Origin of the sequence: Streptomyces sp. A1277 (assembly GCF_004795015.1) — a bacterium.
GTDB lineage: Bacteria > Actinomycetota > Actinomycetes > Streptomycetales > Streptomycetaceae > Streptomyces.
In genome coordinates, this window is record NZ_SSBI01000044.1 from 1 (window position 1) to 16,663 (window position 16,663).

Here is a 16,663-nt window from a genome sequence, read left to right on the forward strand (position 1 = left end):
GATCGGGCGGGCGCGGCGCCGACCGGTCGGGGCGGGCGGGACCTGCGGGGCGGGCGGGGCAGGCGGGGCAGGCGGGGCCTGCGGGACCTGCGGGGCAGGCGGGGCCTGCGGGACCTGTGGGGCAGGCGGGGCCTGCGGGGCAGCCGGGGCCTGGGCGGCCTGACGCGGTACGGGGGCGTGCTCCGGCGCACCGAAGGGGGCGTTGGACGCCCCGGCCACACCACCAGGCGCACCGACCACACCACCAGGCGCCCCGGCGCCGCCCTCGGGCGCACCGGACACCGCACCGGCCCCCTGGGGCCCGGCGGCACCCACAGCACCGAGCCCCGCAGGCAGCGAACCGTCCACCTCACCACCGGCCGGAACCACCCGGTCCGCATCGGCGGGCGGCAGCGCGAAGGGGACGCGCGGCCCGGCCTGCTCGGCAGCGGCGGCCCGCTCCTGGGCGACGGCCAGCGCGCGCCGGGCCCTCCGGCCGGTCGGCTGCGGCGCCGGTGCGGGCAGCTCCGGTACGGGGGCCCCCGCACCGGGAGCCGTGTGGCCCGCGTCGTCCAGGTTCGAGAACGCGGCGGGGGCCGTGGATTCGATGGCGTTCACAGCGGCGGGAAGCGCCAGCCGGTTCTCCTCGCCCGGGCGCCCCCGGTGCCCCCCGTGCCCGCCGGCCCCGACCGGGACCTGCGCATCGGCCGGAACGCCCTGCGGCGGCACGGTCTGCCCGCGCTGCGGCCGGCCACCGCCGCCCTGCGCACCCTCGGCGGCGGTCACCACGGACCCCTCCGAGGGGGCGGCCGGGGCGGCAGGGGCGGCCGAGGGCAGCGCGAGGGCCTGCCCCGGCGCCTGGGCCCCCGTCTCGGCGGGGCTGGGCCGCCCGCGCCGTCGCCCGGAGCCCTCGGCCTGCTGGGCGGGGATGAGTTCGTTCGGCGCCACCTCGGGCGCCGGGGCCGCACGGCGCGCACGCCGGCGCCCGGTCGGCTCGGCCGCGCCGGTGTCGCCGGGGGCGGCCTGGAGCTCGCCGGTGCCGTCGGACCCGCCGACAGGGCTCTCCAGGAAGGCGTCGGTGGAGGGACGACGCGCCCGGCGCCGCCCCCGCCCGGCCTCGGGAACCTCGGCTGCCGAAGGCACGGACGGAACAGACGGAACAGACGGAACAGACGGGTCAGACGGCACCGAGGCCGCATGACCCGCACGACCCGCATGACCGGACTCCACAACGGGAACAGCCGCAGGCCCGGCAACAGCCGCAGGCCCGGCAACAGCCGCAGGCCCGGCAACAGCCGCAGGCCCGGCAACAGCCGCAGGCTCGTGCACGGACACAGCCGCAGGTTCAGGCATGGACTCGGGCACAGCCGCAGGCGGCACAACATCCACCGGAGCAGGCGACTCGGCGGGAGGCGCGACAGTCCCCGACCCCGCGCCGATCGGCACCTCAAGCACGTACGCACTACCGCTCATGCCCGGCATCTCGTGCGTCTGGAGCACACCGCCGTGCGCGCGCACGATGCCGCTGACGATCGGCACATGCACCGGGTCGCCCCCGGCGAACGGCCCCCGTACCTCGATGCGTACGACGTCACCGCGCTGGGCGGCGGCGACCACGATGGTCGAGTCGACATAGCCGCCGCCGGGCATGAGCCGCGCCTTGCCGGTCGAATCGACGCCGGCGACGTCCGCGACGAGGTGGGCGAGCGCGGTCACCAGGCGTCCGGCGTCGATCTCCGCCTCGATCGGCGGGGCGTGCACCGCGAACTGGGCGCGGCCGGGCCCGATCAGCTCGACCGAGGCGTCGACACCGGCCGTGACGACACCGTCGAGCAGCACCCTCGTCTTGACGAGCGCCTCGGCGCCGCCGTCGAGGCGCTGGTAGCTCAGCACGTTGTCGATGAGCGTCGTCATACGCGCGTAGCCCGCGGCGAGGTGGTGCAGGATCTGGTTGGCCTCGGGCCACAGCTGGCCGGCCGGGTCGGCGGCGAGCGCGGAGAGTTCGCCGCGCAGCTCCTCCAGGGGCCCGCGCAGCGACTCGCCGAGCACGGCGGTGAGCTGACTGTGCCGGGCGGTGAGGCCGGTCAGCCGCTCGGTCTGCTCCTCCAGCTCGGCGGCGTAGCGCTCGGTGCGGTCGGCCAGCTCGGCGGCGTGCGCCTCCTTCAGGGCGGCGACCTCGGCGGTGTGCCGTTCGGTGAGCTCGGTGAGCTCGGCGGTGTGGCTCTCGGTCAGCTCGGCGGCCTCGGCCTTGCGCTGAGCCTCCAGCTCCTCGTAGGGCCGGCGGTCGGTGAACGTCATCACGGCGCCGACGAGCTGGTCACCGTCGCGGACGGGGGCGGTGGTCAGGTCGACCGGTACCTGTTCCCCGCTCTTGGACCACAGAACCTGCCCGCGCACGCGGTGCTTGCGCCCGGACTTCAGGGTGTCGGCGAGCGGGGACTCCTCGTACGGGAAGGGCTCGCCCTCCGCACGCGAGTGCAGGATCAGCGGATGCAGCTCCCGGCCGCCGAGATCGCTGGCGCGGAAGCCCAGGATCTGCGCGGCGGCGGGATTGACGAGGACGACCCGGCCGTCCGTGTCCGTACCGACGACGCCCTCGGCAGCGGCGCGCAGGATCATCTCGGTCTGGCGCTGCGAGCGGGCGAGCTCGGCCTCGGTGTCCACGGTGCCGGAGAGGTCGCGCACGACGAGCATCAGCAGCTCGTCACCCGTATAGCCGCCGCCGTACGAGTGCTGGACGTCCTTGTACGCCGCCTGCCCGTCCTCCAGGCTGGCGCTCGTCACCTCGACGGGGTACTCGTTGCCGTCGGTACGCCGCGCGATCATCCGCGTGGGCTTCGTACGGCCCCGCTCGTCCGCAGCCTCCGGCCTACGCATCGATCCCGGGATCAGCTTGGAGTCGAACTCCGGCAGCAGATCGAGCAGCCCGCGACCGACGAGCGCGGTGCCCGGGGTCTCGAACATTTCGAGGGCGATGGTGTTGGCGTTGACGACCGTACCGTTGCAGTTGACGAGCAGAAGCCCGTCCGGAAGGGCGTCGAGTATGGCTGCGAGGCGAGCAGCGCCTCGGGATGGCCTGCTGCTCACGACGACGCTTCCTCCCTGATTACTGCACCTTGCCCGACAGCGGCCCCATCTTGCCCCTCGGGCCTCAGGCTGTCACTGAAGGAGTCTAAAGGCAGGGGAGGGGCGCGAGGCTGCGGATGAGGGGGAGCTCTCACCAAGGTTTGGTGCATACGGTGTACGACTCCGACTCTCGCCGCGCCCCGCGGAGCCCCGCCGCCGGGCTGCGGGGCAGCTCACCGCACGTTCGGCAGGACGGGGCGCAGGCCGTTCCAGCGCGCGATCTCACACCCGTCGGTCCGCTTGAACGAGGCGTTGACGTCCCGCCCGTGCCAGGTTCCGGTGACCCGGGCGGTGGCCGGCCCGCCGTACTGCAACGTGCACATCGCGTCCCCGGGCACCGGAGCGAACGGGTCCGCCCCTTCCGCCTCCAGTTGCTCCAGCCGCTCGCACGCCTGCGCCGCGACCGGGTGGCTGCCCCCGGCCGGCCCGCACCCCAGCTCGTACGTCCCGTCCGCCTCCGGGTTGCCCGATCCGGCGACGACCACGGTGAGCCGGGTGCCCGCGTCGTCGTTCTGGAGGAGGGGCAGGGAGAGGGGGAGCGGAAGGGGCCCGGCCGCGGCGGTGGCGGCGGGCGCGGCCGCGGTCAGCGTGGCGAGGGACGCGACAGCGGTGAGGGCGAGACGGCGCATCATGCGGACTCCTGTGACCGGTGAACCTGCGGAGGGCGGCGCCCCCGCCATGCCTAACGCTCCGCACGCCACGGCGTTGCGCAACCGAACCGCTTTGCCCTCCTGGCCGACTGCCTAGTACCGTAGGCCGCGATTGGTGGCGCGGCGTGCAGCTGTGTCATCATCTGCACGCACCACCCGCGCTTGCGCGGGGTGTGCTGGAGGCGTCGCCTAGTCCGGTCTATGGCGCCGCACTGCTAATGCGGTTTGGGGTTTACCCCCCATCGAGGGTTCAAATCCCTCCGCCTCCGCCCCACCACCGAAGCCCCGAGCCACTGGCCCGGGGCTTCGGTCGTTCCCGGCCCGCTCGGGGTGGGTTCCCGGTGTTTGCCCAGGTCAGGCGGGGTGCGGCTAATGGATTTCGCGTCCCGGCGCAGGTCATGTAATGTTGTTCTCGCAACGCGGACGGGGCAGAAAAGCCCAGGAAGCACAAGCACTCGTAGCTTAACGGATAGAGCATCTGACTACGGATCAGAAGGTTGCAGGTTCGAATCCTGCCGAGTGCACAGCAGGCGAGAGGCCCGGACGAAAGTCCGGGCCTCTCGTGTTTGTCGTGTGCGCAGCGGTACGCGGAAGCTTTCGTACAGTGTCCTCGCCCCGAGCCGAGAGTTCAGTTCAAACAGGTTTGCGGTGTGCGTGCCAGGTGGTGGCGGCAGTCGCGAGGCGCAAGGTCCACGGGTCGGGGTCGGCGGTGCTGCTTCCCGACCAGACGTCGGCGTTGTTGACTTCGGTGAATTGGGCTCTTCTTCCGGCTCCCCTCCAGGCCAGTTCTCTCGGCGTACCGTGGCTGCGTGGCGAACGGTGATCTGGGGCGGACTCTGCGGCGGCTGCGGAGGCTGGCTTCCCTGACGCAGGAAGAGTTGGCTGAGCGGGCCGGTGTGTCCGTCGATGTGATCAGGCAGCTTGAACAGGGGCGGAAGCAGTCGGCGCGGCTTCCGACGCTGCACGCTCTGGCGAACGGGCTGGGCGTGGAGCTCACCACGTTGTTGGGTGATCCGCCTGCCGTCGCGTCTTCGGGGGAGAACGACGGGCCGCGCTTCGTGGCTGTGCGGCGGGCCATCATGCCCGCGCTCGGGGGGGCGGGGCCGGAGCCGCCCGGGGCCGAGTTCTCGTTGGATCAGTTGCGCGAACAGATCGCGGCGGGATGGACGCGGTACCACTCCGCTGAGTTCGACACGGTGATGAAGGCGCTGCCGGATCTCATCGCGGATGCGCGTACGGCCACTGCTTCGGCCGATGGAGAGGTGCGGCGCGCCGGCTTCGGCGCTCTGGGCAAGGCACTTCAGCTCGCCGGGCATGTTGCCGTGCGGATGGGGAAGACCGACCTCGCGCTGACCAGCCTGGAGCGGGCAATAGACGCTGCGGGAAAGTCCGGAGATCCGTTGCTCGTGCCGATGATCGTCAACTCGACTGCGTGGACATACCAGCGGCAGGGGAGGCTGGACGACGCGTCGGGTATCGCGCTTCGCCATGCCGATGGCTTGGTGGGCGCGGGCCGGCTCGACACCGGCGACGGACTGAAGGTTTGGGGCGCGCTGACCATGAGCGCCGCCACGTCCGCCGCGCGGAGCGGGGACTACGAGCGTGCGGCGGCGATGATGGAGGCGGCGGAGAAGGAAGCGGCGCGCGTGGTGGAGCTGCCCGACGGTGGTGACAACCGGATGGTGAGTGTCTTCAGCCCGTCTTCCGTTCGCATCGAGCGTGTTCGACTTGCCGTTCAGTACGGACACCCGCAGGATGCCCTGGCCCTGGCCAAGGGGATGCGGTTGAGCGAGGACACACCGCCGTCCTGGCGGACGTGGCTGCTGCTGGACGTGGCACGCGCTCACACGGACCTCGGCGACGCGGTCGGCGCCGTAAAGGCCCTGGAGTCCCTGCGTCGTGTGGCTCCCACGTGGATGCAGCACCACACGTTGGCCGTGGCCATCGTCCGGGACCTTTGGACACTGCCCAACCATCCGGCTGGACTGCGGTCGTTGGCGGAGTTTCTGGGGGTCTGCGAATAGCGTGGTGAAAGTGGGACGCGGCGTCCCTGTTACCACTTCTCGCATGTCGCTTACATGAGCGGACAGCGCCCCGGCGGCCGTGCGACCGGCCCCGGGGCTCGGCCGATCTGAAAGAGCAGACCGACATGCCGCAACCTGCAACGCAGGCTCGCCCAACCGGGCATCCGGGCTACAGCCAGACACTGCCCCGTGAGCCGAAGAGCGCCGCCGTCGCCCGGCGCCTCACTGATGCCGCCCTTTCCTGCTGGGGCTTGGAGGAGTTGGCCGACGACGGCGCCTTGATCGTGACCGAACTGGTCGCCAATGCCGTGCGGCACGCCCGACGGGATTCCATCCGGGTGGTGGTGGAGCGCACCGCGGCGCGGAAGGTGCGTGTGGCTGTCATGGACTTCTCCCGGGCGCGGCCCGGGGAACGTCAGGCGGGGAACGATGGCGAAGGCGGGCGCGGCCTGTTACCGGTGGCGGCTCCGGCGGTCGACTGGGGCACGGACGAGCGTCGCTGGGGCAAGGTCGTGTGGGCGGAGCGGGAGGGGCGCGGGTGACCACCGGAGAGAGTTCCGCCCGCAGCCTCGCCCGAGCCCACCTGTCGCAGTTGATCGACATGTTCGGCACGGGTGGTTGCCTGCGGGTCACCGTGATTCGTGAACCCGACCCAGATGTCGAGGACGAGGCGGAGGAAGACGAACGACCTGAGTGGCGCGGGGAGCGGTGAAGCCCCGGCCGGTGAATTCACTGGGCCGGGGCTTTCCCTTCGTCAGTGGTCCTCCTACGCGATCCGCTCCCGGATCAGTTCGATCACCTTCATCGCGTGGTCGTTCAGGTAGAAGTGGCCGCCCGGGTAGCTGTGGAAGGTGCAGGCCGCCGTCGTGTGGGTGCTCCAGGCGGCTGCTTCGGCCTCCGCTCCTCGGGATCCGTTGTGCCGTTCAGGACATCGATCGGGCACGACAGGGGTGGGCCCGCCTGGTAGCGGTGCGTTTCTGCGGCTCTGTAGTCGGCGCGGATGGCCGGGAGGATGGAGCGGAGGAGTTCTTCGTCGGCCAGGACTGCCGGGTCGGTGCCGCTCATTCGGCGGATGGTGGACAGGAGTTGGGCGTCGGGGGACTCGTGGACGTGTTCGTTCTCGCGGTGGCGGGAAGGGGCGAGGCGGCCCGAGGCAAACAGGGTGAGGGGCACGCCGAGCGCGGGGCCGCTGCCCGAACGCCTCGTCTGAGGCCCCCGGTCACAGTCCCCCGGCGGCGGCCGGGGCCGGCTCGGTCCGCAGGGTGGCCGGGTGGCGCCGGACCGGCATGCCGACGGTCGGGTGGGCCACGCCCCAGGCCGCGCCCTTGCAGACGAGCTCCTTGTAGACGGCGGCGACCCGGCCCGTCAGGACCCCGCGCACCGCGCGGTCGTCGGCGGTGACGTACTGGATCAGACCGTCCTTGCGGCCCAGCGAGACGCACTGGTTGAAGTAGCGCAGCGGGGTGTGCGGCGGCTTCCGGCCGGTCAGCCGGGCGGCGAGGGCGTCGGCGGCCTGCCAGGCGGTCGGGATGCCCGAGGCGCAGGACATCCGCAGCGGCTTGCCCCCGGGGCCCGCGACCAGGGCCGCGTCCCCGATCGCGTACACGTCCGGGTGCGAGACCGAGCGCATGGTCGCGTCGACCACGATCCGGCCGGTGTCGTCGGTCTCCAGGGCGGTGGCCGCCGCGAGCGGGTGGACCGCGAAGCCAGCCGTCCACACGGTGACCGACGCCGGGTACGAGGTGCCCTCGGCCGTGGTGACGTGACCGGCGCCGACCTCGGTGACGGCGGTGTGCTCGTGGACGGTGACGCCGAGCCGGTCGCACACCTTGCGCACGTGCCGGCGGCCCGCCGGGGACAGCCAGTCACCGAGCCCGCCGCGTGCGGCGAGCGCGATGTCCAGGTCCGGGCGTGCCTCCGCGAACTCGGTCGCCGCCTCAAGACCGGTCAGCCCGCCGCCGACGACGACCACGGACTGCCCGGCCGCGAGGGCGGCCAGCCGGTCGCGCAGCCGCAGCGCCCCGGGGCGGCTCGCGATCTCGTGGGCGTGGTCGGCGGTGCCGGGGACGCCCTGGGGGTTCCATGCGCTGCCGAGGGCGTGGACGAGGGTGTCGTACGCCAGCTCCTCGGTCCCTTCGGTGCCCTGGACGGTGACGGTCTTCAGTTCCACGTCCACGGCGGTGACCCTGCCGATCCTCAGCGCCACGCCGGTACCGGCGAACATCTCGGCGAAGGGGCGCGGGGTGAGGTCCCGGCCCGCCGCGATCTGGTGCATGCGGACGCGCTCGACGAAGTCGGGCTCCGCGTTGACGAGGGTGACGGTGGCGTCGCCGCGGCGCAGCCGCTTGGCGAGGCGGCCTGCGGCGATGGCTCCGGCGTATCCGGCTCCGAGGACGATGATGCGGTGCTGCATGTGCCTGCTCCTGTCTCGCGCGGGTTCGCCCCTTGAACCGGGCAGCCCGCGATTTCCTGACAGAAGAGCGGTGTGACGCGGATCACAGGCCGCCTAGAAGGCTGTGAGCAGCGGTTTTCCATGTTCCATGGCCGCCCACTGCCGGGTCGCCCGTTCCAGCTTGTCCGGATTGGCCTGGCTGCGGATCGCGGCGATGCCCTCGGGCGTGACGTCCACACACATGACGCCGATGACCCGCTCGCCGACGGCTGCCACGACGGCGGTGGAGCCGTTGGCGTGCGTGAGGTACAGGCCCACGGAACCGCCGGTGATCGCGGTCTTGGCCTTGCCCGGCTTGAGCAGGCCCCGCATGAACGTCGCGACGGCCTGCGCGCCCACGAACGGCTTGGTGCGGGCCGGAACCTTGCCGCCGCCGTCCCCGACCGAGGTGGCGTCCGAGGTCAGCAGCTCCACGAGCGGTTCGGTCCGGCCCCCGGCGGCGGCGAGCAGGAACTCCTCGATGACGCGGCGGGCGGCGGCCTCGTCCACCTCGGTGCGCGTCCTGCCGTCCGCGATGTGCTTCTTCGCCCGGTGGAAGACCTGCTGGGCGGCGGACTCGGTGAGGTCCAGGATCTCGGCGATCTCCCGGTGCGGGTAGCCGAACGCCTCGCGCAGCACGTACACCGCCCGCTCGCTCGGCGCCAGCCGCTCCATGAGCGTGAGCACGGCGTACGAGACCGACTCGCGCTGCTCGGCCGTGTCGGCGGGGCCGAGCATGGCGTCCCCGGCGAGCAGCGGTTCGGGCAGCCACTGGCCGACGTACGTCTCGCGGCGGGCGCGGGCCGAGGTGAGCTGGTTGAGGCAGAGGTTGGTGAGGACCTTCGTCAGCCAGGCATCGGGGACCTCGATCCGGCCGGTGTCGGCGGCCTGCCAGCGCAGGAAGGTGTCCTGTACGGCGTCCTCGGCCTCGCTCGCCGAGCCGAGGAGGCGGTAGGCGATGGCCTCCAGGCGGGGCCTGGCCGCCTCGAACCGGTCCACGTCCTGCACCGTCAGGTCCATGCCCGGGATAGTAGTCAGTGCCCGAGCCACGGCCACCGGAACCTGAGTACCAGCATCAATGTCAGTGCCCGGTCGTAGGGTGCGCGCATGGAATGGCAGTGCACCGGCCTGCGGTGGCCCGAGGCCACCGGCGGGCCCGTTCTGGGCTGGCGCAAGGGGGCGAGGGTGCGGGGGAGTGCGCTGGGCTACGGGACGGAGTTCGGCTTCCGGGCCGCCGGGCGACGGCAGTGCTCCGGGGCCCGGGGCCACGCCTGCCCGCTGGGGGCCGTGGTCCCCGCGCACAGCACGGGCGGGCGCTGCCCCGAGTGCGGGCGGCTCGACCGGGCGCACTCGGTCGCCGCCGACACGATCCCGGACGACCCCCGCACGTACCGCGTGTACCTGGCCTGGTTCGGGACCGGGATGGTGAAGGTCGGGATCACCGCCGAGGAGCGGGGCGCGGCCCGGCTGCGGGAGCAGGGGGCGGTGGTCTTCAGCTGGCTGGGGCGCGGCCCGCTGATGGCGGCGCGCCGGGCCGAGGAGGTGCTGCGGGCGGCGCTCGGGGTGCCGGACCGCATCCCGTACGCGCGCAAGCGGGCGGTGCGGGCGGACCTGCCGGAGCCGGCGGTGCGGGCGGCCGAGGTGGCGGAGCTGTACGGGAAGGCGGTGGCCCTGGAGGGCGGCGGCCGGCCGGAGGCGCTGGAGCGGCTGCCGTTCGAGGCGGTCGACCATGCGGCGGTCTTCGGGCTCGGGGCCGTACCCCGGCCGAGCAGGGCGGTGACCGGCCTGGTGGACGGCGGCGCGGTCGCGGGGAGGCTGGTCGCGGCGGCCGGACCCGACCTCCACCTGGAAACCGGCGCGGACGGGGTCGTCGTGGTCGACACCCGGCTGATGACCGGCTGGGCGCTGGCGGCGGCCGGTGCGGGCGCCGGGGTGAGCGTGCCGACCGCGGCGGTGGGGGGCGGGGCCGCGCAGGACGGGCTGTTCTGAGAGGGTCGGCCGCATGGGTGACGATCACGACGACGTGGTGCGGTTCCGGCAGCGGCTCGGGCTGCCCGGGCTCATCGACGTCCACACGCACTTCATGCCGGAGCGGGTGCTGCGCAAGGTCTGGGCGTACTTCGACTCGGCGGGCCCGCTGACCGGCCTGGAGTGGCCGATCACCTACCGGCACGAGGAGGACGAACGGCTCGCCCTGCTCCGCTCGTTCGGCGTGCTCCGCTTCACCTCGATGCTCTACCCGCACAAGCCTGCCATGGCGGCCTGGCTGAACGGCTGGGCGGCGGACTTCGCCGCCCGGACCCCCGACTGCCTGCACACCGCGACCTTCTTCCCCGAACCGGAAGCGGAACAGTACGTACGGGAGGCGGTGGAGGCCGGGGCGCGGGTCTTCAAGGCGCACCTCCAGGTCGGGGCGTACGACCCCCTCGACCCCCTGCTCGACCCGGTGTGGGGGCTGCTCGCGGAGGCGGGCGTCCCGGTCGTGACGCACTGCGGCTCAGGACCCGCCCCGGGTGAGCACACCGGCCCGGGCCCCATGGCCCGCGTCCTCGCCCGCCACCCCCGCCTTCCCCTGATCGTGGCGCACATGGGGATGCCGGAGTACGCGGAGTTCCTGACGCTCGCGGAGACGTATCCGGAAGTGCGGCTGGACACGACGATGGCGTTCACCGACTTCACGGAGGACTTCTCCCCGTTCCCGAAGGCGGAGCACGGGCGGCTCGCGGCGCTCGGGGACCGCATCCTGCTGGGCACGGACTTCCCGAACATCCCGTACCCGTACGCCCACCAACTGCACGCGCTGGAACGGCTGGGGCTCGGGGACGACTGGCTGCGGGCGGTCTGCCACGACAACGCGAAGGCGCTGTTCGGCCTCTGAGACCGCCGCATCGACCGGGGCGGGCTTTCTCAGGGAATTCACAGAATCGGAAAAGAACTCTCTCAGAGCCGTCTCACAGGCTGGGGCGCATGACGACGACCTCGCCCCAGGGGCGTACCGAACTGCTCAGGCCGGACCGCACCCCCGTCCGGGTCCTGGTCGTGGACGACGAGGTCCCGCTCGCGGAGCTGCTGTCCATGGCGCTGCGCTACGAGGGCTGGGAGGTGCGCAGCGCGGGGGACGGCGCCGACGCCGTGCGGACGGCCAGAGACTTCCGGCCCGACGCGGTGATCCTGGACGTGATGCTGCCCGACATGGACGGGCTCGCCGTTCTCGGCAGGCTGCGCCGGGAGCTGTCCGACGTGCCGGTGCTGTTCCTGACCGCGCGGGACTCCGTGGAGGACCGGATCGCCGGGCTCACGGCGGGCGGCGACGACTACGTCACCAAGCCGTTCAGCCTGGAGGAGGTCGTGGCCCGGCTGCGCGGGCTGATCCGGCGCTCGGGCACGGCGGCGGTGCGCAGCGAGTCGCAGCTCGTGGTGGGCGACCTGATGCTGGACGAGGACAGCCACGAGGTGAGCCGGGGCGGGACGAACATCCATCTGACGGCGACCGAGTTCGAGCTGCTGCGGTTCCTGATGCGCAACCCGCGCCGGGTGCTGAGCAAGGCGCAGATCCTGGACCGGGTCTGGAACTACGACTTCGGCGGCCAGGCCAACGTGGTCGAGCTGTACATCTCCTACCTGCGCAAGAAGATCGACGCGGGCCGTTCTCCCATGATCCACACCCGGCGCGGGGCGGGATACCTGATCAAGCCCGGTGAGTAGCCGCACGGGCCGCCCCTGGACCCTGCGCACCCGTCTCGTGGTCTCGGCGGTGACCCTGATCGCGGTGGTCGCCGCCGTGATCGGCTCGGTGACCGCCATCGCCTTCCACAGCTACATGTACGGGAAGCTGGACGACCAGCTGCGGGACATCGCGGTCCGCGCGGAACGCGTGCCGGGCGCGCCGAGCCAGGGAGGCCCCGGGAAGGACGCCAAGGACGCCAAGAACCCGAAGAGCCCGGAGGACTCTCCGGCCCGCGACCCGCTCTCCTTCATCGGCATGGGCGGCCAGCCCCTCCAGACGTTCGGCGCGCTGGTGGAGGACGGCGCCATCACCGACTCCGCGGTCGTGGAGGACGGCGGGCCGGACGCCGCCGAGAACACCGAACCGCTGACCGAGGCGCAGCAGAGGGCCCTCACGGTGGCCGGTGTCACGGCGGACAACCGTGCGCACGACGTCGAGCTGCCCGGCCTGGGCGGCTACCGGGTGCGGGCGGTGCCCGCGAGCGACGGCGGGGCCGTCCTCGTGGGCATCCCCACCACCGAGGTGAGCCGCGCGCTCAACACCCTGATCCTGGTCGAGGTCTGCGTGACCGGCGCCGGTCTCGTCGCCGCCGGGATCGCGGGCACCGCCATGGTCGGGGTGGCTCTCCGCCCCCTGCGCCGGGTGGCCGCCACGGCGACCCGGGTCTCCGAACTCCCCCTGCACAGCGGCGAGGTGGCCCTGTTCGAACGGGTCCCGGAGGCCGAGGCGGACCCGCGCACGGAGGTCGGCCAGGTCGGCGCGGCCCTCAACCGGATGCTGGGCCACGTCGGCTCGGCCCTGGACGCGCGGCAGCGCAGCGAGACGCGGGTGCGCCAGTTCGTCGCGGACGCCAGCCACGAACTGCGCACCCCGCTCGCCTCGATACGCGGCTACGCCGAACTCACCCGGCGCGGCCGTGAGAACCCCGGCCCCGACACCCGCCACGCCCTGGGCCGCATCGAGTCCGAGGCGCAGCGCATGACGGGCATGGTCGAGGACCTGCTCCTGCTCGCCCGCCTGGACGCGGGCCGCCCGCTCTCGTACGAGAGCACCGATCTGTCCCCGCTGGTGGTCGACGCGGTGAGCGACGCCCGCGCGGCGGACCGCGCCGCACACCACTGGCACCTGGACCTCCCCGACGCCCCCGCCGCGGTCCGCGCCGACCCCACCCGCATCCAACAGGTCCTGGTCAACCTCCTGGCCAACGCACGCACCCACACCCCACCCGGCACCACGGTCACCACCCGCGTCCTGGCGGCCTCAGGCGACCCGTGGGTCACCCTGGAGGTCCAGGACAACGGCCCCGGCATCCCGCCCGACCTCCTCCCCCACGTCTTCGAACGCTTCGCCCGAGGCGACGCCTCCCGCTCCCGCAACGCGGGTTCGACGGGCCTGGGCCTCGCCATCGTCCAGGCGGTGGTGGCGGCGCACGGCGGGGTGGCGGAGGTCCGGTCGGTGGCGGGGGAGACGTTGTTCGCGGTGCATCTGCCGGCGGACGCGGTCCGGTCCTACGAGGCATCCGACAGCACCGGTCCGTGAGAAGGGGCGGGCCAATCGCCCCGCTCCGAGGCGTACGTCGCTCTGTCCGCCCGTCCGCCCCGGTGACAGAAGTACGGGCCCGTCGCGTGGCAGCGGTGTGCCACGCGCGCCCGTGTCGGCCTCGGACTTCCGCCTCCCGGTCGGCGCCGTTGGGTCAGGCGGTCAGGCGGTCAGGCGGTCAGGCCGAACGAGGCCAAGCGGTCAGGATCGGTGAGGATGTCGAGTCCGGTGATACGGCCGTCCCGGATGGTGAACGACATGACGGACAGCGGTCGTCCCTCGGCGAATGAGACGACGCCGGGTGTGCCGTTGACCAGGACGAGGCGTGCGTCCGCCGCGAAGCGGGCGAAGGTGATCGCCTGGGACGCCACGTCGGCCGCGCCGCGACGCAGGATGCTCGGGACGCGCGTGCCGCCGTCCGAGCGCGCGACCACGTCGGGGGCGAGGACGGCCAGGAGCGCCTCGAAGTCGCCGCCGCGGGAGGCGGTCAGGAAGGCGTCCACGACATCGCGCTTCCGGGCGAGGTCCGTGTCGGCCGCCGGGGCGGCGTCCTGGACCCGGCGGCGGGCGCGGCTGGCGAGCTGCCGGGTGGAGACAGTGGTCCGGCCGAGGACGGGGGCGATGTCGTCGAAGGGCACGTCGAACATGTCGTGCAGGACGAAGGCGAGTCGCTCGGCCGGGGAGAGGATCTCCAGCACGATCATGAGCGCGATGCCCACCGAGTCCGCGACCAGTACCTCCTGCTCGGGGTCGACGCGGGCCGCAGTGACCACCGGATCCGGCAACCGGACCGTCCCGTCCTGCTCGGGCAGCGGATCCTCACGTCGCGAGGTACGCGAACGCAGCATGTCCAGGGAGACCCGGCCCACGACCGTGGTGAGCCAGGCCCCCAGATTCTTCACGTCGCTCACATCGGCACGGCTGAGCTTGAGCCACGCGTCCTGGACGGCGTCCTCCGCCTCGGCGAGCGACCCCAGCATCCGGTAGGCCACCGCCCTCAGCCCGGGCCGCTCCGCCTCGAAACGGTCGGCCAGAAGAAAGTTCTCGCTCACCTGTCACACCCCCGCGTCGGGATCCGTCGATCCAGTGACAGACGCTAACGGATCACGAGGAGCGCATCAGATGAACGCCGAGACCACGACCGCCCGGATGAAGAACCCCGCCCTGGTCCTGCCGGACGCCGTGAAGGGCGTCCAGAACATCTACAAGGCCATGTACCAGGGCGGCGTCTCCCCGCAGACCCTGGAGCTGGTCCACCTGCGGGCCAGCCAGATCAACGGCTGCAGCGCCTGCGTGTTCGCCGGCGTGGCCGGTGCGAAGAAGCACGGCGAGAGCGACGAACGCCTCCACGCCGTGGCCGCCTGGCGTGAGGCACCGTTCTTCACCGACGAGGAGTGCGCGGCCCTGGCCCTGACCGAGGCCGCCACCCGGATCGCCGACCGCTCCGGCAAGGCCGTCCCCGATGAGGTGTGGAACGAGGCCGCGGACCACTTCAACGAGGAGCAGCTCTCCGCGATCATCCTGATGATCGGCCTCACCAACTTCTTCAACCGCATCAACACCACCATCGAGGAGCCCGCCGGCACCACTTGGTGACCGGTGCGCTGCCGGCCTGGCGTCAGGGAGCTCACCTCAGCGAGGACGGTGTGCCCTCATGGGAGAGCGAAGCCGCGCTTCTCCCCGGCGAGACCGGTGCCGGCCGACACGGTCTTCGCGGTGCGTCTCCCGGGGGCTGGGAGATTCCGGGGGCCGGGAGATTCCGGGGGCCGGGAGATACGGACGGCCCCCGCCGCTCACTCCCGCGTCCGAACGGCCGGTGGGGCGGGCAACTGTCCCGCTCCTCCTGCTGTCGGGCCGTCGATCCGGTACTCGCCGCCGGCCGGCGGTGCGGCGTACTGGCCGGTGCCGCTCTGCTGGGGCAGCCTGTTGCGCCCGAGGCGTTCGTGGGCGCTGGCGAAGTCTCCCGACACGGCCGCGGACACGGTCGACAGGTCCAGGGCCAGGGCGAAGCCCGCGATGATCTCCGCCAGCCGGGCGGCGCTCCCCGGGCCGGTGCATCCCATCATCTCCAACAGCTCGTGCTGCGTGGGCAGATGGGTGCCGCCACCGACCGTGCCGAGTGCCAGACCGGGCAGGGTCATGCTCGCGTAGACGCCGTCCCGGGTGCGTTCGAGGACGAACTGCCCCGCGCCCGACTCGTGGACGCAGGCGATGTCCTGGCCGGTCGCGGTGAAGATCGCCGCCACGATGTTGGCGGAGTTCGCGTTGGACCCCAGCATCGCGCTGTGGACCGCCCCGGCCGCGATGTGCTGGTATCCCCGCACCAGCTCGTCGGGGGTGGTCCTGAGGACCCGCTCGATCACTCCGGCCGGCAGCACGCAGTCGGCGGCCACCCTGGTCCCGCGGCCCTCCGCCATGGCCAGGGCCGACGCCTTCTTGTCGCCGGACGAGTTCCCTTCGATGATGAAGGATTCGAGTGCCCCGTCCGCGAGCAGCTGCGGTTGCCGCAGAATCCACTGACACGCCTGCCACGTGCAGGCGGTCGTCATGTTCTGCCCCGCCGCGTCCCCGGTGGTGTACCTGAACCTCAGGTGAACGGCCCTGCCCAGGACCACGGGTTCGATCGAGTTGAGTACGGCATGGCCGGAAACCTCCCGGACGGCCGTACGGAGATCACCGAGGTACCGGGGGACCGCCGAGGCGAAACGGCAGGCGTCCGCCAGGCGGGCGAACGCGAATACGGGGGCACGCGTCATCGCCTGCGAGACGGCGTGCGTGCTGACGCCGCCCGCCATCGTGACGGCCAGCGCCCCACGTGTCGCCGACGAGACCAGGGCGCCTTCCGTGGTCGCCAGCGGCGCGTAGACCTCACCCTGAACGTTCGTCCCGCGAAACAGCAGGGGCCCGGCCACGCCGACCGGGATCTCGACGGCGCCGACAAGCCCCTCGATGTTCCCGGTCAGCCTGCCGGCATCGAGCCGGGTGTGCTGAAGGGAGTCCAGCGCCGACCGGGTCCTGGAGCGGAGCCAGCTCAGCCTTTGCAGGCGCGCCGCCTCCGTGTAGACCCCGCGCGCGGGCACGAACCGGCCCGGGGAGCGCGGTGGACCGGACCGGCCGGGGCTCTCTTCGGAACTCATACAGCATTGCCCTTCTCCTGCGGCGGCCCGGCCGGGGAGGAAATTCCACG

The 16,663-nt window shown here is 72.6% G+C and carries 15 protein-coding genes, 2 tRNA genes and 1 pseudogene; 10 read left to right on the plus strand and 8 right to left on the minus strand.

Features of this window, described 5'->3' with window-relative positions; genetic code table 11:
• Both E6R18_RS25700 and E6R18_RS25705 read right to left on the minus strand, forming a co-directional pair.
• Positions 1 to 3,066: PAS domain-containing sensor histidine kinase (locus E6R18_RS25700; RefSeq protein WP_206308429.1), on the minus strand; the 3,066-nt coding region annotated here is incomplete at its 3' end.
• A gap of 212 nt (positions 3,067 to 3,278) precedes the next feature.
• On the minus strand, positions 3,279 to 3,737 hold the full coding sequence (locus E6R18_RS25705; RefSeq protein ID WP_136319288.1) for an SSI family serine proteinase inhibitor: 459 nt from the start codon (positions 3,735 to 3,737) through the stop codon (positions 3,279 to 3,281).
• A 196-nt stretch (positions 3,738 to 3,933) separates the two neighbouring features.
• On the opposite strand from E6R18_RS25705, the gene E6R18_RS25710 reads away from it, so the two are divergent.
• The 5 genes from E6R18_RS25710 (at position 3,934) to E6R18_RS34170 (ending at position 6,491) form a co-directional block, all read left to right on the plus strand.
• Positions 3,934 to 4,024: transfer RNA gene (locus tag E6R18_RS25710), tRNA-Ser, on the plus strand.
• A 182-nt stretch (positions 4,025 to 4,206) separates the two neighbouring features.
• A tRNA-Arg gene (locus E6R18_RS25715) sits at positions 4,207 to 4,279 on the plus strand.
• Positions 4,280 to 4,564: 285 nt separating this feature from the next.
• Positions 4,565 to 5,779, plus strand: coding sequence for a helix-turn-helix domain-containing protein (locus E6R18_RS25725; protein ID WP_136319289.1), 1,215 nt, complete (start codon positions 4,565 to 4,567; stop codon positions 5,777 to 5,779).
• A gap of 125 nt (positions 5,780 to 5,904) precedes the next feature.
• Positions 5,905 to 6,321 carry an ATP-binding protein gene (locus E6R18_RS25730; protein ID WP_136319290.1) on the plus strand — a complete coding sequence of 139 codons (417 nt, stop codon included), beginning with the start codon at positions 5,905 to 5,907 and terminating at the stop codon, positions 6,319 to 6,321.
• Positions 6,318 to 6,491, plus strand: coding sequence for a hypothetical protein (locus E6R18_RS34170; protein WP_168712434.1), 174 nt, complete (start codon positions 6,318 to 6,320; stop codon positions 6,489 to 6,491). The genes E6R18_RS25730 and E6R18_RS34170 overlap by 4 nt, the downstream gene beginning before the upstream one ends.
• A gap of 54 nt (positions 6,492 to 6,545) precedes the next feature.
• Here E6R18_RS34170 and E6R18_RS35035 read toward each other — a convergent pair whose 3' ends face one another.
• The 4 genes and pseudogenes from E6R18_RS35035 to E6R18_RS25745 all read right to left on the minus strand — a co-directional run bounded on the left by E6R18_RS35035 (position 6,546) and on the right by E6R18_RS25745 (position 9,230).
• Positions 6,546 to 6,722 carry a thioesterase domain-containing protein gene (locus E6R18_RS35035; RefSeq protein ID WP_240799859.1) on the minus strand — a complete coding sequence of 59 codons (177 nt, stop codon included), beginning with the start codon at positions 6,720 to 6,722 and terminating at the stop codon, positions 6,546 to 6,548.
• A gap of 8 nt (positions 6,723 to 6,730) precedes the next feature.
• Positions 6,731 to 6,952 (minus strand): annotated as a pseudogene (locus tag E6R18_RS35040) (thioesterase domain-containing protein); the annotation flags it as partial.
• A 46-nt stretch (positions 6,953 to 6,998) separates the two neighbouring features.
• Positions 6,999 to 8,192, minus strand: a complete 1,194-nt coding sequence (locus E6R18_RS25740; protein ID WP_136319291.1) for an FAD-dependent oxidoreductase — start codon at positions 8,190 to 8,192, stop codon at positions 6,999 to 7,001.
• A gap of 93 nt (positions 8,193 to 8,285) precedes the next feature.
• Positions 8,286 to 9,230 carry an RNA polymerase sigma-70 factor gene (locus E6R18_RS25745; protein ID WP_136319292.1) on the minus strand — a complete coding sequence of 315 codons (945 nt, stop codon included), beginning with the start codon at positions 9,228 to 9,230 and terminating at the stop codon, positions 8,286 to 8,288.
• A gap of 87 nt (positions 9,231 to 9,317) precedes the next feature.
• On the opposite strand from E6R18_RS25745, the gene E6R18_RS25750 reads away from it, so the two are divergent.
• The 4 genes from E6R18_RS25750 to E6R18_RS25765 all read left to right on the plus strand — a co-directional run bounded on the left by E6R18_RS25750 (position 9,318) and on the right by E6R18_RS25765 (position 13,476).
• On the plus strand, positions 9,318 to 10,199 hold the full coding sequence (locus E6R18_RS25750) for a DUF2797 domain-containing protein (RefSeq protein WP_136319293.1): 882 nt from the start codon (positions 9,318 to 9,320) through the stop codon (positions 10,197 to 10,199).
• A gap of 13 nt (positions 10,200 to 10,212) precedes the next feature.
• Positions 10,213 to 11,088 carry an amidohydrolase family protein gene (locus E6R18_RS25755; protein ID WP_136319294.1) on the plus strand — a complete coding sequence of 292 codons (876 nt, stop codon included), beginning with the start codon at positions 10,213 to 10,215 and terminating at the stop codon, positions 11,086 to 11,088.
• An 89-nt stretch (positions 11,089 to 11,177) separates the two neighbouring features.
• Entirely contained in the window at positions 11,178 to 11,915 is a 738-nt protein-coding gene (locus tag E6R18_RS25760) for a response regulator transcription factor (RefSeq protein ID WP_168712435.1), read from the plus strand.
• Positions 11,908 to 13,476: a HAMP domain-containing sensor histidine kinase gene (locus tag E6R18_RS25765; RefSeq protein ID WP_136319296.1), complete on the plus strand. Its 1,569-nt coding sequence runs from the start codon at positions 11,908 to 11,910 to the stop codon at positions 13,474 to 13,476. The genes E6R18_RS25760 and E6R18_RS25765 overlap by 8 nt, the downstream gene beginning before the upstream one ends.
• Positions 13,477 to 13,646: 170 nt before the next feature.
• Here E6R18_RS25765 and E6R18_RS25770 read toward each other — a convergent pair whose 3' ends face one another.
• Positions 13,647 to 14,528, minus strand: a complete 882-nt coding sequence (locus E6R18_RS25770) for a sigma-70 family RNA polymerase sigma factor (RefSeq protein ID WP_136319297.1) — start codon at positions 14,526 to 14,528, stop codon at positions 13,647 to 13,649.
• A 70-nt stretch (positions 14,529 to 14,598) separates the two neighbouring features.
• Here E6R18_RS25770 and E6R18_RS25775 point away from each other — a divergent pair, with 70 nt between their 5' ends.
• The gene (locus E6R18_RS25775; RefSeq protein WP_136319298.1) at positions 14,599 to 15,072 is read left to right on the plus strand and encodes a carboxymuconolactone decarboxylase family protein; all 474 of its coding nucleotides are present in this window, start codon (positions 14,599 to 14,601) and stop codon (positions 15,070 to 15,072) included.
• A gap of 197 nt (positions 15,073 to 15,269) precedes the next feature.
• Here the strand turns inward: E6R18_RS25775 and E6R18_RS25780 are convergent, their stop codons facing one another.
• Positions 15,270 to 16,613 (minus strand): hydroxymethylglutaryl-CoA reductase, encoded by a 1,344-nt coding sequence (locus E6R18_RS25780; protein ID WP_240799853.1) that lies wholly within the window; start codon positions 16,611 to 16,613, stop codon positions 15,270 to 15,272.
• Positions 16,614 to 16,663: the final 50 nt, after the last annotated feature.

Bases quoted from the DNA above. Each gene is read 5' to 3' on its own strand.
- E6R18_RS25740 (WP_136319291.1), bottom strand. From the start codon at position 8,192: ATGCAGCACCGCATCATCGTCCTCGGAGCCGGATACGCCGGAGCCATC.
- E6R18_RS25705 (WP_136319288.1), bottom strand. From the start codon at position 3,737: ATGATGCGCCGTCTCGCCCTCACCGCTGTCGCGTCCCTCGCCACGCTG.
- E6R18_RS25745 (WP_136319292.1), bottom strand. From the start codon at position 9,230: ATGGACCTGACGGTGCAGGACGTGGACCGGTTCGAGGCGGCCAGGCCC.
- E6R18_RS25775 (WP_136319298.1), top strand. From the start codon at position 14,599: ATGAACGCCGAGACCACGACCGCCCGGATGAAGAACCCCGCCCTGGTC.
- E6R18_RS25760 (WP_168712435.1), top strand. From the start codon at position 11,178: ATGACGACGACCTCGCCCCAGGGGCGTACCGAACTGCTCAGGCCGGAC.
- E6R18_RS25750 (WP_136319293.1), top strand. From the start codon at position 9,318: ATGGAATGGCAGTGCACCGGCCTGCGGTGGCCCGAGGCCACCGGCGGG.
- E6R18_RS25730 (WP_136319290.1), top strand. From the start codon at position 5,905: ATGCCGCAACCTGCAACGCAGGCTCGCCCAACCGGGCATCCGGGCTAC.
- E6R18_RS25780 (WP_240799853.1), bottom strand. From the start codon at position 16,613: ATGAGTTCCGAAGAGAGCCCCGGCCGGTCCGGTCCACCGCGCTCCCCG.
- E6R18_RS25755 (WP_136319294.1), top strand. From the start codon at position 10,213: ATGGGTGACGATCACGACGACGTGGTGCGGTTCCGGCAGCGGCTCGGG.